General features: G+C 71.9%; 26 protein-coding genes and 1 riboswitch. Of the genes, 4 read left to right on the top strand and 22 right to left on the bottom strand.

The features are described 5' to 3' along the window. Nucleotides 1-15: 15 nt before the first annotated feature. The 14 genes from IA22_RS0128875 to IA22_RS0128810 all read right to left on the bottom strand — a co-directional run bounded on the left by IA22_RS0128875 (nucleotide 16) and on the right by IA22_RS0128810 (nucleotide 14,141). Nucleotides 16-2,559, bottom strand: coding sequence for a polynucleotide kinase-phosphatase (locus IA22_RS0128875; RefSeq protein WP_030125294.1), 2,544 nt, complete (start codon nucleotides 2,557-2,559; stop codon nucleotides 16-18). After that, on the bottom strand, nucleotides 2,556-4,031 hold the full coding sequence (locus IA22_RS0128870) for a 3' terminal RNA ribose 2'-O-methyltransferase Hen1 (RefSeq protein WP_030125293.1): 1,476 nt from the start codon (nucleotides 4,029-4,031) through the stop codon (nucleotides 2,556-2,558). Before IA22_RS0128870 ends, IA22_RS0128875 begins: the two co-directional genes overlap by 4 nt. Before the next feature lie 43 nt (nucleotides 4,032-4,074). Next, on the bottom strand, nucleotides 4,075-5,010 hold the full coding sequence (gene mmuM, locus IA22_RS0128865; protein WP_030125292.1) for a homocysteine S-methyltransferase: 936 nt from the start codon (nucleotides 5,008-5,010) through the stop codon (nucleotides 4,075-4,077). A gap of 153 nt (nucleotides 5,011-5,163) precedes the next feature. Further along, nucleotides 5,164-6,087, bottom strand: a complete 924-nt coding sequence (locus IA22_RS0128860) for an LLM class F420-dependent oxidoreductase (RefSeq protein WP_014153497.1) — start codon at nucleotides 6,085-6,087, stop codon at nucleotides 5,164-5,166. A 156-nt stretch (nucleotides 6,088-6,243) separates the two neighbouring features. Beyond that, nucleotides 6,244-6,774, bottom strand: coding sequence for a DUF6099 family protein (locus tag IA22_RS0128855; RefSeq protein WP_014153498.1), 531 nt, complete (start codon nucleotides 6,772-6,774; stop codon nucleotides 6,244-6,246). Nucleotides 6,775-6,910: 136 nt separating this feature from the next. Continuing rightward, a complete protein-coding gene (locus tag IA22_RS0128850; protein WP_030125291.1) occupies nucleotides 6,911-7,270 on the bottom strand; it encodes a nucleotide pyrophosphohydrolase in 360 nt (119 codons plus the stop codon). Then, entirely contained in the window at nucleotides 7,267-8,487 is a 1,221-nt protein-coding gene (locus IA22_RS0128845; RefSeq protein WP_030125290.1) for an AAA family ATPase, read from the bottom strand. The genes IA22_RS0128850 and IA22_RS0128845 overlap by 4 nt, the downstream gene beginning before the upstream one ends. A 7-nt stretch (nucleotides 8,488-8,494) precedes the next feature. Continuing rightward, nucleotides 8,495-8,902 (bottom strand): cell division protein SepF, encoded by a 408-nt coding sequence (locus IA22_RS0128840; RefSeq protein WP_014153501.1) that lies wholly within the window; start codon nucleotides 8,900-8,902, stop codon nucleotides 8,495-8,497. A gap of 126 nt (nucleotides 8,903-9,028) precedes the next feature. Continuing rightward, a complete protein-coding gene (locus IA22_RS0128835) occupies nucleotides 9,029-10,273 on the bottom strand; it encodes a cytochrome P450 family protein (RefSeq protein ID WP_030125289.1) in 1,245 nt (414 codons plus the stop codon). Continuing rightward, nucleotides 10,270-10,884, bottom strand: a complete 615-nt coding sequence (locus IA22_RS0128830) for a GTP-binding protein (protein WP_030125288.1) — start codon at nucleotides 10,882-10,884, stop codon at nucleotides 10,270-10,272. The genes IA22_RS0128835 and IA22_RS0128830 overlap by 4 nt, the downstream gene beginning before the upstream one ends. Continuing rightward, nucleotides 10,862-11,215 carry a DUF742 domain-containing protein gene (locus IA22_RS0128825; RefSeq protein WP_030125287.1) on the bottom strand — a complete coding sequence of 118 codons (354 nt, stop codon included), beginning with the start codon at nucleotides 11,213-11,215 and terminating at the stop codon, nucleotides 10,862-10,864. The genes IA22_RS0128830 and IA22_RS0128825 overlap by 23 nt, the downstream gene beginning before the upstream one ends. Further along, a complete protein-coding gene (locus tag IA22_RS0128820) occupies nucleotides 11,212-11,634 on the bottom strand; it encodes a roadblock/LC7 domain-containing protein (RefSeq protein ID WP_014153505.1) in 423 nt (140 codons plus the stop codon). Before IA22_RS0128820 ends, IA22_RS0128825 begins: the two co-directional genes overlap by 4 nt. Further along, nucleotides 11,631-13,073, bottom strand: coding sequence for an ATP-binding protein (locus IA22_RS0128815; RefSeq protein ID WP_030125286.1), 1,443 nt, complete (start codon nucleotides 13,071-13,073; stop codon nucleotides 11,631-11,633). Before IA22_RS0128815 ends, IA22_RS0128820 begins: the two co-directional genes overlap by 4 nt. A gap of 81 nt (nucleotides 13,074-13,154) precedes the next feature. Beyond that, a complete protein-coding gene (locus IA22_RS0128810; RefSeq protein WP_014153507.1) occupies nucleotides 13,155-14,141 on the bottom strand; it encodes an MBL fold metallo-hydrolase in 987 nt (328 codons plus the stop codon). Nucleotides 14,142-14,546: 405 nt separating this feature from the next. On the opposite strand from IA22_RS0128810, the gene IA22_RS0128805 reads away from it, so the two are divergent. Beyond that, entirely contained in the window at nucleotides 14,547-15,440 is an 894-nt protein-coding gene (locus tag IA22_RS0128805; RefSeq protein WP_014153508.1) for an SIS domain-containing protein, read from the top strand. A gap of 112 nt (nucleotides 15,441-15,552) precedes the next feature. Here the strand turns inward: IA22_RS0128805 and IA22_RS0128800 are convergent, their stop codons facing one another. Together IA22_RS0128800 and IA22_RS0128795 are read right to left on the bottom strand one after the other, a co-directional pair. Next, nucleotides 15,553-16,119, bottom strand: a complete 567-nt coding sequence (locus IA22_RS0128800) for a hypothetical protein (RefSeq protein WP_015579143.1) — start codon at nucleotides 16,117-16,119, stop codon at nucleotides 15,553-15,555. A gap of 237 nt (nucleotides 16,120-16,356) precedes the next feature. Continuing rightward, nucleotides 16,357-17,211 carry a transglycosylase SLT domain-containing protein gene (locus tag IA22_RS0128795; RefSeq protein WP_030125285.1) on the bottom strand — a complete coding sequence of 285 codons (855 nt, stop codon included), beginning with the start codon at nucleotides 17,209-17,211 and terminating at the stop codon, nucleotides 16,357-16,359. A gap of 2 nt (nucleotides 17,212-17,213) precedes the next feature. Then, nucleotides 17,214-17,373, bottom strand: a riboswitch (cyclic di-AMP (ydaO/yuaA leader). Nucleotides 17,374-17,756: 383 nt separating this feature from the next. Between IA22_RS0128795 and IA22_RS0128790 the strand changes: the two genes are divergently transcribed. Next, a complete protein-coding gene (locus tag IA22_RS0128790; RefSeq protein WP_014153511.1) occupies nucleotides 17,757-17,987 on the top strand; it encodes a hypothetical protein in 231 nt (76 codons plus the stop codon). A 427-nt stretch (nucleotides 17,988-18,414) separates the two neighbouring features. Here the strand turns inward: IA22_RS0128790 and IA22_RS0128785 are convergent, their stop codons facing one another. From IA22_RS0128785 to IA22_RS0128770, 4 genes are all read right to left on the bottom strand, one after another. Then, a complete protein-coding gene (locus IA22_RS0128785) occupies nucleotides 18,415-18,606 on the bottom strand; it encodes a ferredoxin (protein ID WP_014153512.1) in 192 nt (63 codons plus the stop codon). Between the two features lie 90 nt (nucleotides 18,607-18,696). Next, entirely contained in the window at nucleotides 18,697-19,920 is a 1,224-nt protein-coding gene (locus IA22_RS0128780; protein ID WP_015579138.1) for a cytochrome P450, read from the bottom strand. Nucleotides 19,921-19,968: 48 nt separating this feature from the next. Beyond that, nucleotides 19,969-21,153 carry an NAD(P)/FAD-dependent oxidoreductase gene (locus tag IA22_RS0128775; protein WP_015579137.1) on the bottom strand — a complete coding sequence of 395 codons (1,185 nt, stop codon included), beginning with the start codon at nucleotides 21,151-21,153 and terminating at the stop codon, nucleotides 19,969-19,971. Between the two features lie 92 nt (nucleotides 21,154-21,245). Beyond that, on the bottom strand, nucleotides 21,246-21,893 hold the full coding sequence (locus IA22_RS0128770) for a TetR/AcrR family transcriptional regulator (RefSeq protein WP_015579136.1): 648 nt from the start codon (nucleotides 21,891-21,893) through the stop codon (nucleotides 21,246-21,248). Between the two features lie 340 nt (nucleotides 21,894-22,233). On the opposite strand from IA22_RS0128770, the gene IA22_RS0128765 reads away from it, so the two are divergent. Then, complete coding sequence (locus tag IA22_RS0128765) at nucleotides 22,234-22,629, top strand: TOBE domain-containing protein (protein WP_014153516.1); 396 nt, start codon at nucleotides 22,234-22,236, stop codon at nucleotides 22,627-22,629. Between the two features lie 6 nt (nucleotides 22,630-22,635). On the opposite strand, the gene IA22_RS0128760 is transcribed toward IA22_RS0128765, so the two are convergent. Beyond that, nucleotides 22,636-23,088, bottom strand: coding sequence for a flavodoxin family protein (locus tag IA22_RS0128760; RefSeq protein ID WP_014153517.1), 453 nt, complete (start codon nucleotides 23,086-23,088; stop codon nucleotides 22,636-22,638). Nucleotides 23,089-23,183: 95 nt separating this feature from the next. Further along, complete coding sequence (locus IA22_RS0128755) at nucleotides 23,184-25,457, bottom strand: heavy metal translocating P-type ATPase (RefSeq protein WP_030125284.1); 2,274 nt, start codon at nucleotides 25,455-25,457, stop codon at nucleotides 23,184-23,186. Between the two features lie 191 nt (nucleotides 25,458-25,648). On the opposite strand from IA22_RS0128755, the gene IA22_RS0128750 reads away from it, so the two are divergent. Beyond that, complete coding sequence (locus IA22_RS0128750; protein WP_030125283.1) at nucleotides 25,649-26,578, top strand: hypothetical protein; 930 nt, start codon at nucleotides 25,649-25,651, stop codon at nucleotides 26,576-26,578. Nucleotides 26,579-26,607 lie beyond the last annotated feature (29 nt).

The raw sequence follows: 26,607 nt of genomic DNA, 5'->3' as shown, positions 1-26,607 counted from the left end.
ATTCCGGTCGGAACCTCACAGCCGGGGGTCGACCGGCTCCGACTCCAGGGCCAGCACCGCGAAGACCGCCTCGTGGATCCGCCACAGCGGCTCCCCGTCGGCCAGCCGGTCCAGCGCCTCCAGGCCGAGGGCGTACTCCCTCAGGGCCAGCGAGCGCTTGTGGCCGAGGAAGCGGGAGCGCAGCCGCTCCAGGTTCTCCGGACGCGTGTACTCGGGCCCGTAGATGATCCGCAGGTACTCGCGGCCGCGCACCTTGACGCCCGGCTGGACGAGCCGGCCCTTCTCGTCGCGGACGAGGGCTCCCAGCGGCTTGACGACCATGCCCTCGCCCCCGCGGCCGGTCATCTCCAGCCACCAGTCGGTGCCCGCGCGCACGGAGGCCTCGTCCCCGGTGTCGACGACGAGGCGCCGGGTGACCTGGAGAAGCCCGGTCGGGTCGTGCTCGACCAGACGGTCCAGCCAGGCCAGCTGCTCGTCGTGCGGCACGGAGGCGAGCGAGCGGCCCTGCACCGCGAGGATCTGGAACGGTGCCAGACGTACGCCGTCGAGCCCTTCGGTGCTCCAGCAGTAGCGGCGGTAGGCCTCCGTGAAGGCGGCCGCGTCCTCCGCCCGCTCCCGCTGGCGGCCGGCCAGCGCGCCGACGTCGACCCCGCGGGCGGCCGCAGCGGTCAGCGCCTTGTCCGCGACGGGCAGGACGGCTCCGGCGGCCGCACCGACGGCCGCGTACTGCGAGCGCAGCAGCCCGGCGGCCTTGAGGGACCAGGGCATCAGCTCTGCGTCGAGCACCACCCAGTCGGTGTCCCACTCCTCCCAGAGCCCCGCCGCGGTGACGGCGGCACGCAGCCGGCCGAGGAGGACCTCCGTGAGCGCGGTGTCGTCCAGGAACGGCCGCCCGGTGCGGGTGTGCAGGGCGCCGGTCGGCCCGTCCGTGCCGAAGCGCTCACGGGCGGCGCCGGCGTCCCGGCAGACCAGTGCCACGGCGCGCGAGCCCATGTGCTTCTCCTCGCAGACGACCTTGGTGACACCGTCCGCCCGGTACTGCGCGAAGGCCTCCGCGGGGTGCTCCAGGAAGCCCTCCTCGCGGGAGGTCGCCGTCGGAGCCATGGTCGGCGGGAGGTAGGCCAGCAGGCGGGGGTCGACGGCGAAGCGGCTCATGACCTCGAGCGCCGCGGCCGCGTTCTCCTCGCGCACCGAGACCCGGCCCATGTGCCGGGTCTCCACGATGCGGCGGCCCTGCACATCGGCCAGGTCGAGCGGCCGGCCCTCCCTGCCCCCGGGGGCCTCGGTGGTCAGCGGCTTCACCGGCTCGTACCAGACACGCTCGGCAGGGACGTCGACGATCTCGCGCTCCGGCCAGCGCAGGGCGGTCATCTTCCCTCCGAAGACGGCACCCGTGTCCAGGCACAGGGTGTTGTTCACCCAGGAGGCGGTGGGCACCGGCGTGTGGCCGTAGACCACCGCGGCCGCGCCTCGGTACTCCTCGGCCCACGGATAGCGCACGGGCAGGCCGAACTCGTCGGTCTCACCCGTGGTGTCCCCGTACAGCGCGTGCGAACGGACCCGCCCCGACGTGCGCCCGTGGTACTTCTCGGGCAGCCCCGCGTGGCAGACGACCAGCCTGCCGCCGTCCAGGACGTAGTGGCTGACCAGTCCGTCGATGAAGTCCGCCACCTCCTCGCGGAACTCGGGGTGCTCCGCGTCCTCGCGCTCCAGCTGCTCCACCGTCTCGGCGAGTCCGTGGCTGTGCTGGACCTTGCGCCCCTTGAGGTAACGGCCGAGCTTGTTCTCGTGGTTGCCCGGGACGCACAGCGCGTCGCCCGAGGACACCATGGACATCACGCGGCGCAGCACACCGGGACTGTCGGGACCGCGGTCCACGAGGTCCCCCACGAACACGGCGGTACGCCCCTCGGGGTGCGAGCCGTTCTCGTAGCCCAGCTTGCCGAGCAGGGTGTCGAGTTCGGAGCTGCAGCCGTGGATGTCACCGATGATGTCGAAGGGCCCGGTGAGGTGCCGCAGGTCGTTGTACCGGCGTTCCAGGACGACTTCGGCCGTGTCGGCCTCCTCCTCGGTGCGCAGGACGTGGGCCTTGCGGAAGCCTTCGCGCTCCAGACCGCGCAGTGAACGGCGCAGCTCACGGCGGTGCCGCTGCACGACGTGGCGGGGCATGCCCGCACGGTCGGGGCGGGTGGCGTTGCGCGCCTGGCAGACCTCTTCCGGCAGGTCGAGCACGATCGCGATGGGCAGCACGTCGTACTGGCGGGCCAGCTGGACGAGCTGCTTGCGGCTCTCGGGCTGCACGTTGGTGGCGTCGACGACGGTGAGCCTGCCCGCGGCGAGCCGCTTGCCGGCGATGTAGTGCAGGACGTCGAAGGCGTCACCGCTGGCGCTCTGGTCGTTCTCGTCGTCGGCGACCAGTCCCCGGCAGAAGTCGGAGGAGATGATCTCGGTCGGCTTGAAGTGCCTGCGGGCGAACGTGGACTTGCCCGAGCCGCTGGCGCCGACGAGGACGACGAGGGACAGGTCGGTCACGGGCAGTGTACGAGAGGTACCGGTCATGCGGCCTTCTCCTCCTTCGTCGTCCCGGGGGCCGTGGTCATCGTGAACACGGCCATCTGTGTCGGTGGCCCCACCTCGGGGTCGTCCGGTCCCACGGGCACGAACTCCACGGCGTAACCGTGGCGTCCGGCCACCTGCCCCGCCCAGTCCCGGAATTCCTCCCTGGTCCGCTCGAAGCGGTGGTCCCCGTGGCGCACATGCCCGGCGGGGAGCGTCTCCCAGCGGACGTTGTACTCGACGTTGGGCGTCGTCACGAGGACGGTGCGCGGTCGCGCGGAGCCGAACACCGCGTACTCCAGGGCGGGGAGCCGCGGCAGGTCGAGATGCTCGATCACCTCGCTCAGGACGGCGGCGTCATACCCCTTCAGCCGCTTGTCGGTGTAGGTGAGCGCGCCCTGGCGGAGGGTGATCCGGCCGGCCTGCTGCTCGCCCATCCGGTCCAGCTTCAGCCGGCGGGCCGCCACGGTCAGGGCCCGCATCGACACGTCGACCCCGACGATCTCGGTGAAGCGCACGTCCTTGAGGAGTGCCTGCAGCAACTGGCCCTGACCACAGCCCAGGTCGAGCACCCGGCTCGCCCCGGCCGCCCGCAGCGCCTCGAGGATCGCGTCGCGGCGCCGCTCGGCGAGCGGCACCGGCTTCTCCTCCGTGTCGGTGGTCTCGTCCACGGCGTTGTCGACGCTCTCCACCTCCAGGTCGTCCGACTCGGCCAGCCGCACCAGTTCGAGCCGCTCCATCGCCTGCCGGGTGAGACCTCCGCGGCGCGAGAGATATCGGCTGGTGATCAGCCGCTGCTCCGGGTGCCGCGCCAGCCAGCCCTCCCCGGCCCGCAGGAGCTTGTCCACCTCGTCGGGTGCGACCCAGTAGTGCTTGGCGTCGTCGAGCACGGGCAGCAGCACGTACAGCTGACGGAGAGCGTCCGCGAGCCTCAGCTCGCCCTCCAGCACCAGTCGTACGTAGCGCGAGTCGCCCCATTCCGGGAAGCGCTCGTCCAGCGGCACGGCCACGGCCTCGACGTGTGTCCAGCCGAGCGGAGCGAAGAGTCTGTGCACGAGCTCCGCGCCCCCGCGGGCAGGCAGTGCGGGAACCTCGATCCGCAGCGGGAGCGCTTCCCCGGCCCGTTCGGGCAGGGCCCGGCAGGCCCCGTTCAGTGCGGACTTGAACACCGTCGTCATCGCGACCGAGAGCAGCGAGGACGCCGCGTACGGCCGGTCGTTGACGTACTGCGCGAGTGCCGCGTCGGGGGCCCCGCCGCGGCCCTTGCCCTTGCCGCGCCTGACCAGCGCCACCGGATCCACCTCCAGCAACAGCGCGGCTGTGCAGCGCTCGGCGGTCGCCTCCGGGTAGAAGACGTGCGCGGTGCCGTGCGCGGTGGAGAACGTCTGCGCCTTGTCGGGGTGCTTGTGCAGCAGGTAGCCGAGATCGGTGGCGGGGCGCTCAGGGGTGCCGGTCGTGCTGATAGTCAGGAACACGTGTCCGAGTATGGTCCGGCGATCCGTCTCCCACCAGGAGTTTTCACGCTGTCGGAGTCCGTAGCCGGGCCCCCAGCGCTTCGATGTCCGAGGGCCCCACCCGGCAGCATCCGCCGACCAGTCGTGCGCCCGCGTTCCGCCAGTGCCGCACGCGGCCCGGTTCGAACGTGCTTCTCCCCGTCCAGTCCCGTCCGTCGGCGTCCCATTCCTCACCGCTGTTCGGGTAGACGACGACCGGCTTGCCGGTGGCCGCGGCCGCCACCTCCACCGCGCGGTCCGCGTCGGCGGGGTCGCAGCAGTTCACGCCGACCGCCACCACCTGGTCGATGCCGGCGGCCAGCCCGAAGGCCTCCGCCAGGGGCTGGCCTGCCCTGGTCCGGTCCCCCGCCACGCTGTACGAGAGCCAGACCGGCACGTCCAGGTCCTGGACCGCGCGGAGCAGGGCCTCGGCCTCGTCGGCGTCCGGCACCGTCTCCAGGGCCAGTACGTCGGGCCCCGCCGCGGCCAGTGTCTCCACCCGGGGCCGGTGGAAGCGCACCAGCTCCCGGACGGTCATCCCGTACCGGCCGCGGTACTCGCTGCCGTCCGCGAGCATCGCCCCGTACGGACCGACCGAGGCGGCGACCCAGGACTCACGCCCCGTGTCCGCCCCCGCCCGGCGCGCCAGCTCCACGCTGCCGGCCATCAGCTCCGCCGCCCGGGCCCGCCCGATCCCGCGCCGCGCGAACCCTTCGAAGGTGGCCTGGTAGCTCGCGGTGATGAGCACCTGGGCACCCGCCCGTGCGTACGCGCGATGGGCCGCCTCGATCTGCCGGGGCTCATCGCTCAGCAGTCCGGCCGACCAGAGCGCGTCGGACAGATCGCACCCCTGGGCCTCCAACTGGTTGGAGAGGCCGCCGTCCAGCAGGACGGTCCCCTCGGCGAGCGCCTGGCCGAGCGTACGTCGAGGCCGGGCCTCCTGTGTCCGGACGGTGTGCACCACTGCTCCTTCGCTGTCTGCTGACCGCAGTCGGTCCCGCGCTCCCGCGATCCCGTCCTGCCTGTTGCCGCCTGCCGCCTGCACCGACCCGTCGGCTCCGGCCCGCCGGTCGCCGTCGGTACGACGGCCGGCGGATCACGCGGGCCTCTCCCGTCAGGCCAGCTGTGACTGGACCCGCGACGAGATCAGTTCCAGATGATCCAGGTCGTCCAGGTCCAGGACCTGGAGGTAGATCCGCGAGGCCCCGATGGCGGCGTAGCGGCCGATCTTGTCGACCACCTCGTCGGGCGATCCCGCCAGCCCGTTCGCCTTGATCTCCTCGACCTCCCGGCCGATGGCGGAAGCACGCCGTGCCACCTCCGCGTCGTCCTTCCCGACGCACACCACCAGGGCATTGGAGTAGACGAGGTCGTCAGGCGCGCGGCCTGCCGCCACCGCGGCGTCCCTGACCCGGCCGAACTGCTTCTCGCTGTCCTCGATCGAGGCGAAGGGGATGTTGAACTCGTCCGCGTACCGCGCGGCGAGACGCGGGGTGCGGACCGCGCCGTGTCCGCCGATCAGGACAGGCACCTTGGCCTGGGCGGGCTTGGGAAGGGCCGGCGAGTCCGTGAGCTGGTAGTACGTCCCGTCGTAGCTGAACGTCTTGCCGGTCTCGGTCTCCCAGAGGCCCGTGACGATCGCCAGCTGCTCCTCCAGCCGGCCGAACTTCTCCTTCGGGAAGGGGATGCCGTAGGCCTTGTGCTCCTCCTCGAACCAGCCGGCCCCCAGACCCAGCTCGACCCGGCCGCCGGACATCTGGTCGACCTGGGCCACCTGGATGGCAAGCACCCCCGGCAGACGGAAGGTGCCCGCCGTCATCAGGGTGCCGAGACGGATCCGCTTGGTCTCACGGGCCAGTCCGGCCAGGGTGATCCACGCGTCGGTCGGGCCGGGCAGGCCGTCGCCGGATCCCATGCGCAGATAGTGGTCGGACCGGTAGAAGGCGTCGAAGCCGAGGTCCTCGGTGGCCTTGGCGACGGTGAGCAGGGTGTCGTAGCTCGCCCCTTGCTGGGGCTCGGTGAAGATTCGAAGATCCATGTCTCCATCCTGCACCTTCGAAGCCGCCGCACCTCGTCTCCCCTCCCCTCTCCGCCTGTGAGGGCCGTCCCCCGCCTCTCCCGCTACGCCTCGGGACCGGCCCCCGGCGAATCCCCGGCCGGCTCTCCGCCGGCGGTCACCTGGCCGCGGACCCGCTCACGGCTGACCCGCGACGAAACCCGCCGGCCCGTGAACCACTCCGAACGGGCCGTCCCGCTCCCGTTCCGGCGGCCGGTCACGCTCGCGCTCCTGCTCGGCAAGCCGTCTCAGCATGCTCTGCACCCGGTCCACGGATTCGTCGACGGCGTCTATCGACTCGATGCACTGCCAGTACAGTCCTTCCTCCTCCGTCCCGCAGGCGACGCCCACGAGGGCGATGCCCGCCTCACCGAGGAGCAGCGCGAGAGCGGCCAAGGCCCGTGCCACATGGGCCACTTCGGTCAACTGCGACGCCCTCACTCCCCCCGCCGGAACCATCGGGTGGTCGAGCACGGCACTGCCCAGGGCGCATGTCTCGCTGAGTCCGCGCGCGTCCGTCCGTAACTCCGCCGGGCCGTACCGCGCCAGTTGCCCGCCCACCGCCCGGGCGAGCGCCTGGGCCTGCCAGGCCTCCGCCATGACGGCCGGCACTCCCCGGCTCCCCGCCAGCGCGCTCCGGCCCGCCGCGATCAGTCGCTCCGCTTCCATGCGATTCCCCCGTCGCCGAGACCACCCGTACAAAGAACCCGCTCACCTCTTCATTACCCACAGTGAGGGTCATGGCACACGAATGCCAGAGGAAATCGGAAATCTGTGGACAGGAAGTCGATTGTGCATAAGTCGATCACTCCGAAGAGTGACGACCTGACGGCTCGACGCCGTCCGGCACCGGGAAACGCGCCTCATTCCGGTCAATCTTCGCCGAGAGCGCCGCCAGCGCGTCGACACCCAACACCTCGCAGAACTGCAGCAGATAAGCGAGCACATCCGCGACCTCGTCCGTGACACGGAACGCGGTGTCCTCGTCCTCCATCACCCTCGCCGACTGCTCCGGTGTCAGCCACTGGAAGATCTCCAGGAGTTCGGAGGCCTCCACGCTCAGCGCCGCGCACAGGTTCTTGGGGGTGTGGTAGGGCTCCCAGTGCCGGGACGCCGCGAAGTCGGCCAGTCGCCGCTGCAGTTGCGCAATATCCAGATCCGTCACGGCCCCAGGTCTACCACCGTCGTACCGGCTGTCCCCCGGGCCGTCGCGGCTGCAGCCTCGCCGACGGTCCCCAGCAGGCGCACGTGTCCGTCCGCGCAGACCGACGCCGCGAGAGCCAGCAGCGCCCGGGTCTGCCGCGCGTCCAGATCCCGGTCGAGCCCGTCGGCCAGGACCGTGAGGGCCTGCATGGCGTCCGGCACCTCCACCGCCGGGTCCACCCCCAGCACCTGCGGGCCGGTCAGCAGCACCAGGGCGTGGGCGAGATAGCGGAGTTCGCCGTCGCCCAGGCGGCCGAGGGGTGTACTGCGGCCGGGGCCCCGCCCGGCCAGGGCGCGCACGGTGCCGTCCCGAAGACGCTCGGCGGTCAGTCCCGTCACCGGTCCCGCGCACCCGGTGTCCGCCGCGGCGACAAGTCTCGCGTGCCGCTGGGCGCAGAGGCCTCGGGTGCGGTGGAGGACGTCGGCGAGGTTGTCGCAGCTCGAGGTGAGCTGCCCCTCCCCCACCGGCACCGCCGCGCGCATCCGCCACGGCCGAGGGTCGCAGACGAAGGCGGAGCGCAAGGCCACCACCACCTGTTCGGCGGCGGCCAGCACCCTGAGCTGCCCGGCGGTGGTCCCCGCGACGCGCAGCGGCAGCAGCGCCGTGCCGAGCCGGTCGTCGGGAAGGGGAGCCCGTGTCACCGGCACGGCTCCCGCGGTGTGCCAGGCGGCCTGGACGTGGGAGCGGCGGGGGTCCCTCAGCGCGGTGGCCAACAGGGTCTCCCCGCCGCCCGTCAGCCGCTCGCCCACGATGCGGAGGGCGGGCTCGGCCTGCACGGCGAGGTCCAGTCTCACCGGGCCGGCCGGGCCCTCGACCGTGCAGCCGAGCCTGAATCCGCGCCGCCCCTGCGCGTCGGCCTCCGCCCGCTCCGGTACCCATGCCCCCGGTTCGGGGAAGACGTCCTCCAGCGGATCGCCGGCGGCCAGCCGGGCGAGGGCCTCGTATCCGCGCAGGGCGGTCGACTTCCCGGTGCCGCTGCCTCCGGCGAGCAGCGTGAACGGCCCGAGCGGGATGACGGTGCGGCGGTGCGAGGCGAAGGCGTCGAGCCGGAGTTCGCCGACGAGGGGACGTGCCGGGCGGGCCGCGCCCGACGGCGACGGAGCCGTCGGTACGGAGGAGATCACAGTCATGAGCGGACCGTACGCACGGCCGTGGGCGGCGAACCGTTCCGCCCGCACGGCCTTCCTACGATTGAGGTACGCCCGCCGCGGTGACCCCCTCAACCTCCATGCCGACCGGCGCGAGCAGGAAGACGTTGCGGTCCACCCGGTGCATCCCGCTGCCCAGCCCGAAGACCACGCCGCTGCTGAAGTCCAGGATCCGCTTGGCCACATCGGTCTCCGCGCCGGTCAGGTCCAGCAGGACCGGAATCTGCGCCACCAGGTATTCGGCCACCTCGCGCGCGTCCGCGAAGACCTGGACCCGCAGGACGACCAGGCGTCGCTGCTCCGCCGCCCCCCGCTGTTCGGGGACCGCCCTGTGGTCGACCCGTGACGGCCATTCGTTGCGGCCCCTCAGGGGTACGACCTGCGCGAGCCCCTCCCACTGTTCGTCGGTGGGGTCGTATCTGTCGTACCTGTCGTACCTGCTCACAGGACCACCCCGTCCGTATGCCGGTTGGCTGTGCGCCGGCTGCGCTCGCTGTTCATCGGGCAATTCTCTCGTCCCTCACCCGTTCGGCGTACCACCGACACGGTTCGGAAGGAGATCCATGACCGCTCAGACGTTCGGACCGGCCGGTTCGGGTACCGCGTCGAGCGGAGTGAAGCGCACCGGGAGATGGGCCGGGGCACGGTGGAAGGGGCCCGGTCGCCACACCAGCGCGTCCGGTTCGACGGCCAGTTCCAGATCGCAGAGCTGGCTGGTGAGCTGCTCGATCGCGGTCATCGCCATCAGCAGGGCGGGCTGCTTGGCCGGGCACCGGTGCGGTCCCGTCGACCACGCCAGGTGGGCGCCGTCCCCCGAACGCACCGCGGGGTCCGTGAAGGACGGCGGCGACTGCGTGTTGGCGGCGGCGAAGGAGACCAGTACGAGCTGCCCGGCGCGCAGCGGGACACCGTGGAACTCCGTGTCGTGGCGCGGGAAGTGGGCCCCCATGTTGGCCAGCGGCGGATCCCGCCAGAGCACCTCGTTCACCGCTTCGTGCGCGGTCATGGCGCCGCCGTGCAGGGACCCCCCGTATCCGGTGTCGCTCAGCATCCGCAGGAGCGCGTTGCCGATCAGATTGGTCGTCGGATCGTGACCCGCGCTCATGATGAGCGTGATCTGACGCACCGTCTCGTCGTCGTCGAGACCTGCCGGATGCGCGAGCAGATACGTGGTGAGGTCGCGGCCCGGCCGGCGGCGCCGTTCGGCCACGAGCGCGGTGACGACGCCGACGAGTTCGTCGTAGGCCGCCGTCGCGTCCGCCATCGGGTCCATCATCCCGGCCGTTCCCCGGACCACCCGCTCGGTGTCCTCGGGGGCCACGCCGAAGGAGGCCGTGAAGACGTGCAGGGGCAGTCCGCGGGCGTACTGGGCGATGAGGTCGCCGGTGCCGGTGGCCGAGAAACCGGCGATGAGCCGCTGCGCGACGCGGGCGACCTCCGCGCGCAGCAGGTGCGGCTCGATCAGGGCGAGGGTGTCGTTGATGGCGTCGCGATAGCGGGCGTGGACGGCGCCGTCGGTGAAGAGGGCGGTGGGGCGGTGTCCGAGCACGGGCAGGACCGGCGAGTCGGCGGGCACGCGCGCCTGCCAGGCGCGCGGGTCCTTGGTGAAGGTCTCGGTGTCCCGCAGCAGGTCGACGGCCGCGTGGTAGTCGGTGACCAGCATCGCGTCGACGTCGGGGGCGATGCGAACCCTGGCCAGCGGCCCCTGGGCGCGCAGTGTCAGGTAATGGCCGTGCGGATCGGCGGCGAAGCCGGCGCCGTAGAGCGCGAGCGGTTCGAGGAGCGAGGGGGCGGTGCCGGGCACGGGAGGGGTCATGACGCTTCCTGGGACGCGGGCAGACTGTTCAGCGCGTGCTCGGCGAGGGCGATCAGGGCGTCGATGCTGCCCTGGCGTTCACGGGCGTCGCACTGCACGAGCGGGGTGCGTGGGTCGAGGTCGAGGTGCTTGCGCAGGACCTCGTCCGCATGGGCGGGGGCGTCGGGGAAGCGGTTCACGGCCACGGCGTACGGGAGCCCCTGCTCCTCCACCATGTCCATGACGGCGAAGGAGTCCTCCAGGCGGCGGGTGTCGACCATGACGAGGGCCCCGAGCGCACCGCGCGCGATGTCCTCCCAGAGGGGGATGAACCGCTCCTGGCCCGGCGTGCCGAACATGTAGAGCACCAGGTCGTCCTGGACGGTCAGCCGGCCGAAGTCGATGGCGACGGTGGTGGTCGTCTTCTCCGGGAGCCCGGCGGTGTCGTCCAGTCCCGTGCTGGACTGCGTCATCGCCTCCTCCGTGTGCAGCGTGGGGATCTCGGACAGCGTGCGGATCAGGGTCGTCTTGCCCACGCCGAACGGACCCGTGACGACGAGCTTCATCAGGGTCTCGGCGGCGCTCGGCAGGTAGCCGATGCCGCCCCGGTCAGTGGAGGGAACGGAGTCCAACGAGCAGCCTCTCGACGAGCGACCGGGCGATCTCGCCGGCGCTGGGGATCGGTGGTCGAGCGTGCAGGTGTCCTGCGGCCACGAGGTCCGTGGCCAGGAAGACCGTCGCGCTGACCGGCAGTTCCAGATGGGCGGCGCATTCGACGACGGTGAGGGCTCCCGGTTCCAGGAGTTCACACAGCCTGCGCTGCTCCGAACCGGTGTCCGGCGGCAGTGACGACTCCGTACGGATGAGCACGGCGAGCCGGTCGAGCGCGGGGCCGGTGGGCGCGGAACGGCCACCGGTGACCAGGTAGGCGGGAATCAGGCGGCGCCCTGGGCCGGGGGTCATGGCCGGGTGGCAGCGTCCGGTTGGCGGGTGGGAGCGTGCATGGCGCGGGTCAGGGCGGTGACCTGCACCTGCATCTGGTACGCGATGTTCCCCAGGTGCGCGTCGGGCGCGGCGAAGAGCGCCAGGGTGGTGTTCTTCCCGGCCGGTACGACGATGGCGAAGCCGAGGTCGGACTCCACGACCGTCTGGGCCAGGCGCGGCGACTCAGCCTCGGTGAAGGCGGTCGTGAAGGCACGGGCCGCGGCGTGCAGCGTGGCCGTCATCGCGGCGACACGCTCGGCGGACGCCCGGTCCAGGCCGGGCGAGGCGCCCTCGACGAGCCCGTCGCCGGTGGCGACCACGGCGTGCTGGACGCCGGGCAGCTCCAGCAGGGGGGTCAGCACCCAGGCGAGATCACCGGCGGTGGGGGTGGTGCTCACGTCTCGTCGTCTCCTAGGTCGTCCGATGGGGATGCTGCTGGCGGCGCCTGTGCCGGAGGCCCGGGCGCCTTCCTGCCGCTGAGGGTGCCCTCCTGGAGGGCGGCCCAGGCTGCTCCGGCCTGCTCGGGCGTGCGGAGCGTGGGCTCCTCCACCGTCTGCGGCCGGGTCGTGGAGGGCTCCGGGGAGTCCGTCCGACGTGCTCTGCGCCGCCGGGTGGGCAGCTCTGCCGGAGGCGCTTCGGCCTCGGCGGCCGGGGCGCGCCCGGCGGGTTCGGCAGGTTCGGCGGATGTGGGCGCGACCGGTTCGGCGGGCAAGTGCCCGACGGGGCCGGTGGTCGCGGCCGGATCCTGCGGTCCGGAGGGCTCGGGGGCTCCGGTTCCCCGCGCGTGCACGGGCTTCGGTGCGAGCACGGACAGGGCGCGGTCGTCGTCCATCACGGTCAGCAGATGGGCCGGTATGCGGAGGATCGTACGCATCCCGCCGTAGGGCGAGGACTCGATGTGGCAGCTGAATCCGTAGCGCGCGATCAGCCGGCCGACCACGGCGAAGCCGGTCCGCGGAGGGTCCCCCAGCTCGGTGAGCAGCACCTCGGAGGGCCCCGACAGCAGCGTGCGCGCCCGTTCCAGGGCGTCGTCGTCCATGCCGATCCCGGCGTCGTCGACCAGGATCAGGGCACCGCGCCCCGCGGTCTGCTGGACCGTCACCGGCACCTCGGTGTCCGGGTGGGAGTAGGCGGTTGCGTTGGCCAGCAGCTCGGCCAGTGCGATCGCGAGGGGTTCGGCCGCCCGGGCGACCAGGGCGAGCCTCTCCTGGCGCAGGTGGTTGGCGACCTTGATCCGCTCGTACCCCGGTACGCGGGACTGGGCGCCGAGCACGACCTCGACGAGCGAGGAGTTCTGCCGGGCGAGACCGGGCCAGGCGTCGCAGAGCACGGCGGTGGCCTGGGTGCGGCGCAGGGCCAGTTCGTTGCGGAAGTCGAGCTGCAGGATCCGGGGGTCGTCGTACTCGTGCTGGAGCTCGTGCAGCAGGTGCTGCGACTGGTTCAGCAGGGACTGGATCTTCGCCGAGGTGCCGCGCATGGCCGATCTCGCCGCCGCGTCGACACGTCCGCGCTCTTCCAGGACGGCCGTGCGGGCGGCCTGTACGGCTTCGCCCAGCAGCCGGGCGGCCTCGCCGTCGATGCCGGCGGCCTCCCGGAGTCCGGGGACGGGCGCCGTCCGGTGGGACAGGGCGGTGGCCGCGGCGGGTATCCGCCTGCGGGCGAGCTGGCGGATCTCCTCGGTGAGGGCCAGGGTGCGGGCCTCGGCCGCCTTGGCCTGCCGCTCGTTCAGCTCCGCGCGGGCCGAGGCACCGTACGCCTCCCGCCTGGCCTGATACGTACGGACGGCCGACGAGGTCGCCACCGCCACGGCGACCAGGGCCACGATCCAACCCAGCACGGCGTCACCGCGTCTCTGTTGTCGGGGTGCGCCGGCAGCCCACGCGCCGGCCGGGCGTCCGGCTGCCGCACCGGCCGGCCGTCACGCGGGCCCGCCCGTACACGCCACGTCGTGGGCCACGGCCGCCACGTCGGCCATCACCTGGAGCACTCCGGGGAGTTCCGAGCCGTCCAGGTGGCGGTACTCGCTTCCGATGGTGACGACGAGCCGCTCGGGCAGGCCGAGCGCCGGGTAGCGGCCCTCACCGATCACCCGGCGGGCCGCCTCGACCGCGGGCACGCCCGCCGCGTGGAGGCTGTGGGCACGCTCGCGTACGTAGGCCAGGTAGGCCATGTGCTCCCGCACCCCGGCCGGGTCGAGCACCGGTCCGTGACCGGGCACGATCACCTCGGCCCCGGTGGCCAGGACGCGTTCGCAGGCGTCGATCACGTTGTCCAGGGGCCCCGACCAGTGGACCGGATGGTCCCCGGGCTGCCGGGAGGTGGACGAGAAGATCACGTCGCCGCTGAACACCGTCCGCTGCGCGGGCAGGTACACCATGAGGTCGCCCGCCGTGTGCGCGGGCGGCAGGGACGACACCTGTACCGCGAAATCCCCCAGGGTCAGTTCGAGCTCCCCGGTGAAGTACGTCGTCGGCCGCACCGCCTCGGTGGCGGACCAGTCGAAGCCGCCGAAGTGGCGGGCGAGGTAGGAACCGAGCGGTGTGGACGGATCACTTCCGGCCACCAGGGCGTGCTGCTGCTGGGGGGTGGGGTCGTAGTGGATGTGCTCCCGGGCCTCCCGGGTCGCGATGATCTCCGCGTCCGGCAGCACTCCGGCGCCCCAGAAGTGGTCCCCGTTGGCATGGGTGACGATCACACGGCCGATGTCCACGCCGTCGGGGAGCCGCTTCTGGCTCTCCACCAGGAACTGGCCGGCCAGCACCGGGTCGTAGGGGGTGTCGATCCACAGCGCGCCGCGCGGCGACACCAGGAGGCCGCAGTTGGCCAGCCCCCAGCCCCGCTTCGGCGGCATCCAGGCGTACAGGCCCCTGCCGAGGTCAACGACGTCCCCACCCGTGATCGACATGGGGTGATTATGCCGACCTGGATCCGACCGCGCGTTCGAACTCGGCCAGTACTCCGCATCGATGGCGCGATACCGACCTTCTCCCGCACGGCTCTTCACCCGGCGGTGACCGTCCGGGGTTGCCGAAGATCGCCCCCGTGGGCGATTTTGCGTCTTTTATGCGACATGTTTCCAGCAGGTTTCCGGATGGCGAGGGAGTACCCACGTCACGGCGGCGGAACCTGATTGAGCCGATCACCCACCGAGCATGGCCGAAAACAGCCGCCATATCGATCGCAGAGCAAGGAGCATTTTGCTTGTTCTTGCTCGAATCACCTGAGTAACATGCAGAATTGAACAATCAGGCGTCGATTTCACCCAGCTCACCCCACCAGGTGCGAGCAGCAGCGGAAGCGGAGTGCGGACATGTCGCATGTCGAGACCGAGACAGCAGGCCAGCCGGAGTGCTGGCGCCGCGCGGCCGAGGTCGCCGCCGACCGGAAGACGGCCCTGCCCGTCACCGGTGAGCGCGTCGCCGTCGTCGGCTGCGGGACCTCGTACTACATGGCGCAGGCGTACGCCGCCCTCCGCGAGGCCTCCGGACAGGGCGAGTCGGACGCGTACGCCGCCTCGGAGTTCCCCTTCGGGCGCGCGTACGACCGGGTCGTCACGCTGACGCGTTCCGGGACGACCACCGAGGTCCTCGACCTGCTGAGCCGGCTCCGGGGCACCGCCCGGACCGTCGCCGTGACCGCCGACCCGCGGACCCCGGTGATGGACGCCGCCGACGACGTGGTCGTGCTCGACTTCGCCGACGAGCGGTCCGTGGTCCAGACGAGGTTCGCGACCACCGCGCTGACCCTGTTCCGCGCCCACCTCGGGCTGCACACGGACGACGTCGTGCGGGACGCGGAGACCGCCTTGGCGGAGCCGCTGCCCGAAGGCCTGGTGGAATGCGAGCAGTTCAGCTTCCTGGGCCGGGGCTGGACGGTGGGGCTCGCCAACGAGGCGGCCCTCAAGATGAAGGAGGCGTCCCTGTCCTGGACGGAGTCGTACCCGGCGATGGAATACCGCCACGGCCCCATCAGCATCGCCACGGCCGGAACCGCGACCTGGATGTTCGGCGACGCCCCGGAGGGGCTGCGGGAACAGGTGCGGGCGACCGGGGCCCGCTGGGTGGAGAGCGGCCTGGACCCCTTGGCCGACCTGGTCAGGGTCCAGCGTCTGGCGATCGCGCGCGCGGCCGCGCGGGGGCTCGACCCCGACCAGCCGCGCCACCTCACCCGGTCGGTGGTGCTCGGCACGACCGCCGGGGCCTGAGGTCTCACGGCAGGCCGAGCACCGGGCCGGAGGGCGGCCCGGCCGGCGGATCGGGATCCGTCGGCCGGGCGCGTCCGTCGTCCGGCCCGGTGCGCGGCCGTGACCGTGGAGGTCAGGCCTCTTCGAAGTAGGCGTCCAGCGCCTCGTCGAACTCCGCGGTCCAGGTCTTGAGGTCGCCGCGGGACCCGGCCTCGACCTCGGCGTTGAACCACCGGCGGCTCGACAGGTGGACGGTCACGGTGAACCGGCGTCCGAAGCGTCCGGTCCTGACCTCGACCGCGCCGATCTCGGACCAGTCGAACTCCGCCTCCTGGTCGTCCAGGCGGAAGCGGACCCCTTCGGCGTCCAACCTGATGGACCCGCGTCGGTCACTGACCTCGAAGACGGGGCCGTCCTCGCCTCCGGCCTTCCCGCCGGCGCCGGCCGTCTCGGCACCCTCGGGCTCCACGTCGGCGCCGGGGGTCGCGTCGGCCGCTGCCGTGGCGTCGTCCACGGCCTCGTCCGCGACTCCCTCGGAAGGCGCTTCCGCAGGCTCGGCGTCCCGGATCTCCTCGGGCTCCGCCTTCTCCGCTTCCGCCTCCGTCCGCGCGGGGGCAGGGGCCGTCAGGCCGGGGATGTACGCCGGGTCTGTCCCCGCGGCGAACTCGGGCTTCGTGTTCGAATCTATACGCTGCTCCACGGCGGGCAGTATGGACGACGAACCTGTACGAGACCAGTCAGCCCGCCACCGCCGGGGCCTGTCGCAGGGACGTCACCCGCCCCTTCCGCCGCGACCCCGTGATGCGGCGGCCTCGGGCAAGGACGGCCCGGACGACGGAAAGCGGGTGGTACGGGTTCCGCCGAACCCGTACCACCCGCTTCATTCCTGTCCCTCCGTCACACACCCGCGTGCCGGAGGCTTCGCCTGGGCGAGGACTCAGTAGGCCCCGAAGACGTTGTCGATCGAACCGTACTTGTCCGCCGCGTAGTTGCACGCGGCAGTGATGTTGGCGACCGGGTCGTAGCTGTCCATCGACGTACCGGGCACGTGGTAGGCCTGGAAGGTCGGGTCGATGACCTGGAGCAGGCCCTTGGACGGGACGCCGTTGATCGCGTTGATGTCCCAGTTGTTGATCGCCTGGGGGTCACCGGCGGACTCACGGATGATGTTGCGGTGGATGCCCTCGTAGGTGCCGGGGATGCCGTGCTCCGCCATGACGGCGAGCGACTCCTTGATCCAGCCGTCGAGGTCGTTCGTGTAGCTGACCGACTCGGCGGCGGGGGCGGCCTCGGCGGCGGGAGCGCCTTCCGCGGCGAGCGAGGTGTTCGTGCGCTCCGAGCGGTCGGCGCGGTCGGCGCCCTTCTCGGCACGGTCGGACGTGGTGGAGGCCTTGGATTCGGCCTTCTCCGGCTTGCTGTCGGCCTTGGCGCCGATCGTCAGCTTCAGACCGGGGTGAATCAGGTCCGGGTTTCCGCCGACAGCCTTCTGGTTGTCCTCGTACAGGGCCTTCCAGCCACCGTTGACGGAATGCTCGCGAGCGATCTTGGCGAGGGTGTCACCCAAGATCACGGAATAGCTGGTGGACTCGGACTTCTGCGCGGCAATTCCCTTGCCGGACGCGGCAGTCGACGTCGCGGCCTTTTCGACGGCGGCCGTCGGGGCCGGGGCCGCGAAGGCGCCGGTCGCACCGATCACGGGGAGAGCCAGGGCGGCTCCACCCGTGGTCACGGCGATGATGCCGCGGGTGAGCGAACTGGTCCTGAAACGACGGTGCTTACCGTTTTCGGGCATGCTGAATTCCTCTCCGTCGCCTGCGAAGTGAGCTGTCGGGTTCGGGCTGGAGATGCCCGGTCGCACACGAATGCGACTTCACCCCGAGCCGCTCCGGAAACCGGATCGGCACTTACTTGGGTCCCCCGCTCCTGCCGTACGAGAAGTGGTCGGGTAATCGGGCGGCGGCAGGATTCGGCGTTCCGCCCGGAGTGATGGTGACCGTAGGCGAGAAATAGGGAAAGGAACAAGCCTGGTTCGGTGATCACAATTCATTCGCAAGATCAATTTTTGGGAATTCATGTAATCCACCCCACATCACCCCGGCCATTTCTCTTGGCGCAGAAGGGAACCGCCCGTCGCTCCCGCGCGTCCGGACGGCATGAAGTGACCCTGGTCACGGCGTCCGATTTGGGCGATTCGCTCCGACGCGAAGGGGTTCAGGTCACATGAAATGGCCTTTTATGGATTACGGGATTAAATTCTAAAAACGTACTAAAACGGGCATACGACTCACGCTGAGGCCGTCGCGCATACCGGGAAGACCGGCGTGGAACCGATCGGCCATGACTGAGAACCCACACGCCTCGGCCCCGCGGATCACCGTCCTGCCCGTCCAGCCGGGGGATCCGCCCTTCCGTGTGGTGGAGATCGACGGAGAGGTCATCGGGAGCGCGACCGCCATGACGGACGTGCTGATCGCCGCCGCGACGGCCGGGATCCCGGTCCACGACCTCGACGACCCGGCCGCGGTCCGCTGGGTGGGAGGCGGCAAGCTCAGCTGGAAACCGCACTGAGTGGAGCCGCGCCCGTGCGGCGCTCAGGCCCGGGACGCGTACGTGGGCCCCGGCCCGCCCGTCGGGACGCGGAGGGAGGCGGCGTGGCGGCCGCCGGGCGCGGCAGATCGAGCGCGGTGCCGAGGGCCGCCCGCAGAGGGGCCGTCCGGCCGGTGAGCCACTGCTCGGCCGGAGTGGTCCGGCCCGGCCCGGTGATCAGCGGGTACGGCGGACCGTGGACCCTGGCCGCTCGATCCGGCCGTCGCCGGGTCGGGGCGCCCGCACGGACGCCTCAGACGTGCCGTCCGGCTCGGACGGCTGCACGCGGAGGAGGACGCGGGTCGGGCGCACCGCGCCGTACGGGCCCGGTCCCGCCGGACGACGGCTCGTCCGGCGGGACCGGGCCCGTGCCCTCCCCGCGGTGATGAGCGAGGGGATCCCCCTCGCGTCAGCCCTGGATGCGGATGGCGAGGGCGGGGCAGACGGCCGCGGCCTGCTCGACGTCCTCGGCCCGGTCCGACGGCGGGGTGGGGTCGAGCAGCACGGCGATGCCGTCGTCGTCCTGGTCGAACACATCGTCCGCGGCGACGACGCACTGGCCCGACGCGACGCACTTGTCCTGGTCGAGAGTCACTTTCATGGGCACTCCTCGGTCGTGATGTGTGCGGGGGGGGTGGGGGTGGTGCTCCGTGGCGAGGTCCGCCGAGCGGCGGGGCCGGTGACCGGGAGGTCACCAGGCCACGGGCAGTTCGTACACGCCGTACACGGCACCGTCGTGCTTGAACGACAGGTCCTCCAGGCCGGCGTCCAGGCGGAGGGTGGGGATCCGCCGGTAGAGGGTGCTGTAGACGACCTGCAGCTCCATGCGGGCCAGCGGTTGCCCGAGGCACTGGTGGACGCCGAAACCGAAGGCGACGTGACGCCGTGCGTCCCGCCCGAGGTCGAGCCGGTCGGGGTCGGCGAAGACCTCGGGGTCACGGTTGCCGATGTCGTTGGGCACGATGATCCCCTCACCGGCCCGGATGACCTCGCCGCCGATCTCGATGTCCTCGACGGCCACGCGGCGGCGGCCCCCGTGGGTGATGTTGAGGTAGCGCAGCAGCTCCTCCACCGCGCCGGCGACCGCCTTCGGGTCGTCGGAGTCGCGGAGGAGGGCGAGCTGGTCGGGGTGCTCCAGCAGCGCGAGGGTGCCGAGAGCGATCATGTTGGCGGTGGTCTCGTGTCCCGCGATCAACAGGAGTACGCCCGTCTCCGCCGCCTCCCGGCGCGACAGTTCCCCGGCCCCGACGCGGGTGCCGAGCCCTGACAGGAGGTCGTCGGCGGGCCGGGCGATCTTGTGGCCCATCAGCTCGTCCAGGTAGCCGATCAGCTTGGCGTGGGCCGCGCCCCGCTCCTCGGGTGCCGCGCTGCGGCTGATGAGGATCTTGCTGTTCTCCTGGAAGAAGTCGTGGTCGGCGTAGGGGACTCCGAGCAGCTCGCAGATCACGAGCGACGGGACGGGGAGGGCGAACGCCTGGACGAGGTCGGCCCGTGGGGGGCCTGCCAGCATGTCGTCGATCAGACCGTCCACGATCTTCTGGACGGCCGGACGCATCGCCTCGACCCGCTTGATCGTGAAGGGAGCCGTGACCATGCGGCGCTGGCGGGCGTGCTCGGGATCGTCCATGAGGATGAAGCTGAAGCTCGACCCCCGGACCGGCGCGGAACTGGGGTAGCCGGGGCGGGTGATGTCGGCGCTGGTCCTCGGGTCGGCCAGCAGGGCGCGCTGGTCGGCGTAGCGGGTGACCAGCCAGGGTGTGGACCCGTCCCAGAGCCGGACCTTCCTGAGCGGACCCTGCTCCTGCTCCTTCTTCAGGGCGGGCGGCGGGTCGAACGGGCAGCCCTCGGCCCTGGGCATCGGGAATTCCGGGGCCGAGGGCGCCTGCGCCCCTCCCGTGCGTACCGTGCTGGTCATCGCTTCCTCACTTCCTCGTGCGGGTGGCTGACGTGCCGCCGGCCGGGGTCACGGCGCCGACGGTTCGAGGGACGGGACCGGGCCGCCGATCTCCTGGCGGCGCAGTCGCGCCTGCTTGGGCATGCTCCAGCCGAGGACTCCCGTGACCCTGCCGTCGCGCTCGTAGCGGGCGACGAAACGTCCGGTCTCCGGATCGCCCTCCACGACGGTCACCCCGGCGTCCGGTCCGAGCCGGCCGTGGGCCTGGATCCGGGCGTCGAACTGATCGGTCCAGAAGTAGGGCACGGGGACGTAGGGCAGGTCGGCGCCGAGGATGTTCGCGGCGACGGCGACGGCCTGCTCGGTGGCGTTCGTACGGTTCTCCAGGCGCATCGGGGCGTCGAAGAGTTCGTGGTGCCAGGAGGCCACGTCCCCGACGGCGTAGACGCCCTCCGCCGCGCGGCAGCGCGCGTCGCAGACGAGGCCGTTCTCGATGCGCAGCCCGCTGTCCGCCAGCCAGCCGGTGGCGGGGTCTCCCCCGATGGCGACGGCCACCACGTCGGCGGGCAGCACCTCGTCCGTGTCCAGACGCACCCCGGTGACCCGGCCCTCGGCGGTGGTCAGTCCGGTGACCGCGTGGCCCAGCCGCAGGTGTACGCCGTTGGCGGTGTGCAGCGCGGCGAGCAGTTCCGACACCACGGGTCCGAACTGGGCGAGCATGGGTCCGGGCCGGGGGCCGGCCAGGGTGACGTCGAGGCCCATGGAGCGGGCGGTGGCGGCGATCTCGCAGCCGAGCACCCCCTCTCCGACCACGACGAGCCGCCGCGCGGCCAGCAGTCCGGAGCGCAGCGCGAGGGCGTCGTCGAGCGTCCTCAGGACGTGCACGCCCTCGGCGTCCGTGCCGGGGAGGTTCCTGGCCCGTAGTCCGGTGGCGACGACGACCGCGTCGGCGCCCAGTTCGCGCCCGGACGCCGTCCGCACCGTGCGGGTCCGGGGGTCGAGGTGGACCGCCGGGTCGCCGAGGAGCAGTTCGGCGTCCAGGGCCGCCAGTACTTCGGGGGTCCGCAGCCGGGTCGTGTCGGGGGTCCTGCTGCCGGCCAGCACCTGCTTGGAGAGGGGCGGGCGGTCGTAGGGCGGGTGAGGTTCGTCGCCGAGCAGCGTCAGCGTGCCGCGGTATCCCTTGCGGCGCAGTGCCTCCGCGGTGGCCAGCCCGGCGGCGGACGCACCGACGACGAGAACGCGGGAGGGGGTCATGGAGCCTCTGTTCTCGGCTCGGGACAGCCCGGATCGGGCCGCCGGAGCACGGATGGGGGACAGGGTGGACGGGCCGGGGTGGAGCGGAGGGATCAGCGCCGGGGCGTGACCGGTGCCGTCCAGAGTCCGACGACGGCGTCGATCAGACCGGTGGCGGTGTCGTGCCAGTTCGCGCGCGTTGTGGAGGTGTGCGCGGCGAGGGCGCGTTCACGCTCCGCGCAGGTGTGGAGGATCAGGTTGGTCGACATGGCGGCCCGCTCGACGTGGACGTCGGCGGGCAGGTCGGGCAGGCAGCGGTTGAGCCCTTCGAGGGCCCGCAGGGTCGGCGGGCAGGCGAGCGACTCCTCGGCCATGATGTCCTGCAGCGCGGGGTCGGTCATGACCTGGGCGCAGAACCGCGCGAACCAGGTGGGGCTGCCGAGGGCGGCCAGATGCTCGGTGGTGGGACGCACCAGGCAGGCCACCCACTCCCCTATGTCCGAGGGGTCCTGGATCCGGGCCAGCCGGCGTTCGCGGGTCTCCTCGATCTGCCGGCTGTGCTTCCGGGCGATCGCGCGCACCAGGTCGGCCTTCGTCCCGAAGTGGTAGCCGACCGCCGCGTTGTTGCCCTGCTGTGCGGCCTCGCTGACCCGGCGGTTGGACACCGCGTAGACCCCGTGCTCGGCGAACAGCCGCTCGGCGGCGTTCAGGATCCGTTCCCTGGTACCGCCGGCCTGTTCGGCCCGCGCCGTGCGTTCCATTCGCCGGCTCCTCGCTCGAAGGCGTCTCGGAGGTCCAGGCAATCCGGCCCCCGCAGCCCGGTCAAGCAACTGCTTTAAAGATGGCCGAGATGGTCACACCCGCTTCACCCGAGGCCGCGGACGTCCTCAGGACAGCTCCCACCTGCGGTCATCCAGGCCGTCGGCGGCATCGTGCCGGCTTCCGCGCGTGGCCCGCATACCGCCCGGTGGCCCTGGGACAGCGGGTCGTACGGGTGGGGCCGGTGCCCGGAGTTGGCGCAAAGCCGTCCAGGCCGTCCCGGCGCCGGGGGTGTGCGCGCGTGGTGAGGACGGCGCGCACGTTCCACATATGGTGTCGCCCATGAAGTCCTACACCATCGGCCAGGCGGCACGTCTTCTCGGCGTGAGCCCGGACACCGCCCGACGCTGGGCGGATGCCGGCCGGGTCGCGACCCATCGCGACGAGAGCGGGCGACGCCTCGTCGACGGCCGTGACCTGGCTGCGTTCTCCGTCGAGGTCGCACAGGCCGGGTCAGGCGAGGAGGAGACCCCCTACACCTCGGCGCGGAACGCCTTCCCCGGCATCGTCACCGCGGTGAAGCTCGGTGACGTCGCCGCCCAGGTCGAGATCCAGGCGGGACCGCACCGCCTCGTGTCCCTCCTGACCCGGGAGGCCGTGGAGGAGCTGGGGCTGGAGGTCGGCATGCAGGCGACGGCGCGCGTGAAGTCGACCAGCGTGCACATCGACCGCGCCTGACACCCGTCAGTCCATCAGCCCTGCGGCGACCGTCGCCCCCAGCTCCCAGCACGCCTCGGTGTCGGTCTTGCCCGGCTCGCCCGTGACGGTCACCGCGTCGGCCGTGCGACGCCATCCGAGGCCCGTCGTGATGGTCTCGATGCCGCGCACGGCCCCGGTGACGTCGTTTCCGCCGTGCACCCAGTAGCCGAAGGGCCGGCCCTTCGTGGTGTCCAGGCACGGGTAGTAGACCTGGTCGAAGAAGTGCTTCAGCGCGCCGGACATATAACCGAGGTTCGCGGGGGTGCCGAGCAGATAGCCGTCGGCGGCGAGCACGTCGGACGCGGTGGCGGAGAGCGCGGCCCGCCGCACGACCCGTACGCCCTCGATGTCCTCCGTCGTCGCGCCGGCGACCACCGCCTCGAACAGCGCCTGGCAGTTGGGGGACGGGGTGTGATGCACGATCAGCAGAGTGGCCACACCACCGAACCCTGCCGCCCCGGCCCCCCGGGACGCAAACCGCAACGCCCGGAACGCGCGGCTCCCGGACGCCGGTGCGGGGGCAGGGGAACGCCTCAGCCGGCGGCCCGGAAGCCGCGCAGCCGGAGACTGTTGCCGACGACGAAGACCGACGAGAAGGCCATGGCCGCGCCCGCGATCATCGGGTTGAGCAGACCGGCCGCGGCGAGCGGAAGGGCCGCCACGTTGTAGGCGAAGGCCCAGAACAGATTCGAGCGGATCGTGCCCAGCGTCCTGCGGGAGAGCCGGATCGCGTCGGCGGCCACCCGCAGGTCCCCGCGTACGAGTGTCAGGTCACCCGCCTCGATGGCGGCGTCCGTACCGGTCCCCATGGCCAGGCCCAGGTCCGCCTGGGCGAGCGCGGCGGCGTCGTTGACCCCGTCGCCGACCATGGCGACGCTGCGCCCTTGGGCCTGGAGCCCTCTGACGACGTCGGCCTTGTCCTGGGGAAGGACCTCGGCGACGACCTCGTCGATGCCGACCTGAGCCGCGACGGATTCGGCGACCGCCTTGTTGTCGCCGGTCAGCAGGACGGGTGTCAGACCGAGCGCGCGCAGCCGGCGGACCGCTTCGGCACTGGTGTCCTTGACCGCGTCGGCGACCTCCAGGACCGCCCGGGCCTCACCGTCCCAGGCCACGGCGATCACGGTCCTCCCGTTCCTTTCGGCCTCCTCCTTGGCGGCCCTGAGCCCTTCGGGAAGTTCGACGGCCCATGCGCCCAGCAGTTTCTCGCGTCCGACGAGCACGGCGCGGCCGTCGACCACGCCCTGCACACCGAGGCCAGGAACGTTGGCGAAGTCCTCGGGCACGGGCAGTGTGCCCACCGTCGCGGCGGCGCCCTCGGCGACCGCGCGGGCGATCGGATGTTCGGAGGAGTGCTCCAACGCACCCGCGAGACGGAGCACTTCGGTCTCGTCCGTGGATCCGGCGGTGTGGACCTCCATCAGCGTCATACGGCCGGTGGTGACGGTGCCCGTCTTGTCGAGGAGGATCGTGTCGGCCTTGCGGGTGTTCTCCAGGACCTCCGGTCCCTTGATCAGGATGCCGAGCTGGGCACCGCGGCCGGTGCCGACCAGGAGAGCGGTGGGTGTGGCCAGGCCGAGCGCGCAGGGGCAGGCGATGATCAGCACGGCGACGGCCGCGGTGAACGCGGCGGTGAGTCCGGCGCCCGAACCGAGCCAGTAGCCGAGCGTCGCGAGCGCCAGCACCATGACGACGGGTACGAAGACCGCGGAGATCCTGTCGGCGAGCCGCTGGGCGGAGGCCTTGCCGCTCTGGGCCTCCTCCACCAGCGCGGCCATCCGGGCGAGCTGGGTGTCGGCACCGACCCTGGTGGCCTCGACCACGAGCCGGCCGCCCGCGTTGAGCGTCGCTCCCGTGACGGAGTCACCGGCGGCGACCTCGACGGGCACCGACTCGCCGGTGAGCATGGAGACGTCGACGGCGGACGAGCCCTCCACCACCGTGCCGTCCGTGGCGATCTTCTCCCCGGGGCGCACCAGGAAACGGTCCCCGACCTCCAGCCCGGCCGTGGGCAGGGTGATCTCACGGCCGTCGCGCAGCACGGTGACCTCCTTGGCTCCCAGTTCCATGAGCGCCCTGAGCGCGGCGCCGGCCTTGCGCTTCGAGCGGGCCTCGAAGTAGCGGCCCGCCAGGATGAAGGCGGTGACGCCGGCGGCCGCCTCCAGATAGATGTTCCCCGCTCCGTCGCTCCGGCCGATGGTGAACGCGAAGGGGTGCGTCATGCCCGGCGTGCCGGCGGTCCCGAGGAAGAGCGCCCACAACGACCACAGGAACGCGGCCGAGGTACCGACCGAGATCAGGGTGTCCATGGTGGCGGCGCCGTGCCGGGCGTTGGTCCAGGCGGCCCGGTGGAAGGGCCAGGCGGCGTACGTGACGACCGGCGCGGCCAGCGTGAGGGACAGCCACTGCCAGTACGTGAACTGGAGAGCCGGGACCATCGCCATCGCGATGACCGGCACGGCGAGCACGGTGGCGGTGACGAGCCTCTGGCGCAGGGATCTCAGCTCGGTGTCGACGGGCTCGTCCTCGGCCGGACCGTCTCCCCGGCCGTCGGTGTCCCCGGGTCCGGGTCGCGGCGGGGCGGGCCGCCGGGCCGAGTAGCCGGTGGCCTCGACCGTGGCGATCAGGTCGTCGACCGAGACGTCCTCGGCGTACGCGACCCGGGCCTTCTCCGTGGCGTAGTTGACGGTGGCCTCGACCCCCTCCATACGGTTGAGCTTCTTCTCGATCCGGGCCGCGCACGAAGCGCAGGTCATGCCGCCGATGGCGAGCTCGACCCGGGCGGCGCCGGGCGTGGTGGGAGTCATTTCCTGCTCCTCGTACGAACGGGACCAGCATACCCCTCATGGGTATCCTCTTCCTCCCCAAGCTATACCCCCCACCCGTATACTTGGCAAGGTCCGGCCACTCCTGTCGCACATACCCCCTGAGGGTATATGTTTCAGGGAATCGGTCCCTTCCCGGGCCCTCCTCGAGGAGCACAGGAGCAGGAGCAGTCATGAACCCCGCCGCGAAGATCACCGCCTTCGTCACCGCACTCACGGCGTCCTTCGGCGCCGCGTACGGCATCGGTTCCGCCGTGGGCACCGGTGCCGGGACCACCAGCTCCCCGGAGCGTGCCGAACACACGCGGAGCACGGCGGCACCACACGCCCGGGAGAGCCGCGCGGCCGGCCCGGCAGGGGGCCTTCAGGTCACCGAGGGCGGGTACACGCTCGACCTGAGCACCCCGCGACTGGAGGCGGGGCAGCGGGGCGAACTGCGGTTCGCCGTCCGGGACGAGGCCGGTGAGCCGGTCAAGGAGTTCCGCCGGGAACACGGCAAGGAACTCCATCTGATCCTCGCCTCACGCGATCTGGTCACCTATCGCCATCTGCACCCGGCCCGGGCGGCCGACGGGACGTGGAGCACACCGGTCGAGTTGCCGGCGGCGGGCGACTACCGGGTCTTCGCCGACTTCACACCCGCGGACTCGAACACCGGGGATCTGACCCTGGGAGCGGATCTGGCCGTGTCCGGGCCGTACAAGGCGGCGGAGCTCCCGAAGCCCTCCCGGACGGCCGTCGTCGACGGGTACACGGTGTCCCTGAACGGCGATCTGCGTCCCGACGTGCCGGAACGTCTCACGTTCACCGTGCGGAAGGACGGCCGTCCGGTGACCGATCTGCAGCCTTATCTGGGCGCCTACGGACACCTCGTCGCGCTGCGCGCCGGAGACCTCGCCTACCTCCACGTCCACCCGGACGGCTCCACGGAGCCCGGGCCCGGTGTCTCCTTCACCGCGACGGCGCCCGGTTCCGCCGACCACCGGCTGTTCCTGGACTTCAAGCACGACGGCACCGTCCGGACGGCGGCCTTCACCGTTCCGTCGGCAGCGGCGGCACAGGCCCCCGGCACGACGGCGCCTCCGCAGGAGCACGGGCACTGAGGGCTGCCCCGTTCCGGACCTCGGCGGCG

This window comes from Kitasatospora papulosa (assembly GCF_000717245.1).
GTDB classification, from domain to species: domain Bacteria; phylum Actinomycetota; class Actinomycetes; order Streptomycetales; family Streptomycetaceae; genus Streptomyces; species Streptomyces papulosus.
Note: the sequence above shows the minus strand (reverse complement) of the source record. Positions and strands in the feature narration are given on the sequence as shown.

What these genes read in the sequence shown, in the direction of transcription:
- IA22_RS0128770 (WP_015579136.1), bottom strand. Translation starts at nt 21,893, where the DNA reads ATGGAACGCACGGCGCGGGCCGAACAGGCCGGCGGTACCAGGGAACGG.
- IA22_RS0128785 (WP_014153512.1), bottom strand. Translation starts at nt 18,606, where the DNA reads ATGAAAGTGACTCTCGACCAGGACAAGTGCGTCGCGTCGGGCCAGTGC.
- IA22_RS0128795 (WP_030125285.1), bottom strand. Translation starts at nt 17,211, where the DNA reads ATGCCCGAAAACGGTAAGCACCGTCGTTTCAGGACCAGTTCGCTCACC.
- IA22_RS0128805 (WP_014153508.1), top strand. Translation starts at nt 14,547, where the DNA reads ATGTCGCATGTCGAGACCGAGACAGCAGGCCAGCCGGAGTGCTGGCGC.
- IA22_RS0128750 (WP_030125283.1), top strand. Translation starts at nt 25,649, where the DNA reads ATGAACCCCGCCGCGAAGATCACCGCCTTCGTCACCGCACTCACGGCG.
- IA22_RS0128755 (WP_030125284.1), bottom strand. Translation starts at nt 25,457, where the DNA reads ATGACTCCCACCACGCCCGGCGCCGCCCGGGTCGAGCTCGCCATCGGC.
- IA22_RS0128775 (WP_015579137.1), bottom strand. Translation starts at nt 21,153, where the DNA reads ATGACCCCCTCCCGCGTTCTCGTCGTCGGTGCGTCCGCCGCCGGGCTG.
- IA22_RS0128825 (WP_030125287.1), bottom strand. Translation starts at nt 11,215, where the DNA reads ATGACCCCCGGCCCAGGGCGCCGCCTGATTCCCGCCTACCTGGTCACC.
- IA22_RS0128780 (WP_015579138.1), bottom strand. Translation starts at nt 19,920, where the DNA reads ATGACCAGCACGGTACGCACGGGAGGGGCGCAGGCGCCCTCGGCCCCG.
- IA22_RS0128835 (WP_030125289.1), bottom strand. Translation starts at nt 10,273, where the DNA reads ATGACCCCTCCCGTGCCCGGCACCGCCCCCTCGCTCCTCGAACCGCTC.
- IA22_RS0128810 (WP_014153507.1), bottom strand. Translation starts at nt 14,141, where the DNA reads ATGTCGATCACGGGTGGGGACGTCGTTGACCTCGGCAGGGGCCTGTAC.
- IA22_RS0128860 (WP_014153497.1), bottom strand. Translation starts at nt 6,087, where the DNA reads ATGGATCTTCGAATCTTCACCGAGCCCCAGCAAGGGGCGAGCTACGAC.
- IA22_RS0128875 (WP_030125294.1), bottom strand. Translation starts at nt 2,559, where the DNA reads ATGACCGGTACCTCTCGTACACTGCCCGTGACCGACCTGTCCCTCGTC.
- IA22_RS0128790 (WP_014153511.1), top strand. Translation starts at nt 17,757, where the DNA reads ATGACTGAGAACCCACACGCCTCGGCCCCGCGGATCACCGTCCTGCCC.
- IA22_RS0128855 (WP_014153498.1), bottom strand. Translation starts at nt 6,774, where the DNA reads ATGGAAGCGGAGCGACTGATCGCGGCGGGCCGGAGCGCGCTGGCGGGG.
- IA22_RS0128765 (WP_014153516.1), top strand. Translation starts at nt 22,234, where the DNA reads ATGAAGTCCTACACCATCGGCCAGGCGGCACGTCTTCTCGGCGTGAGC.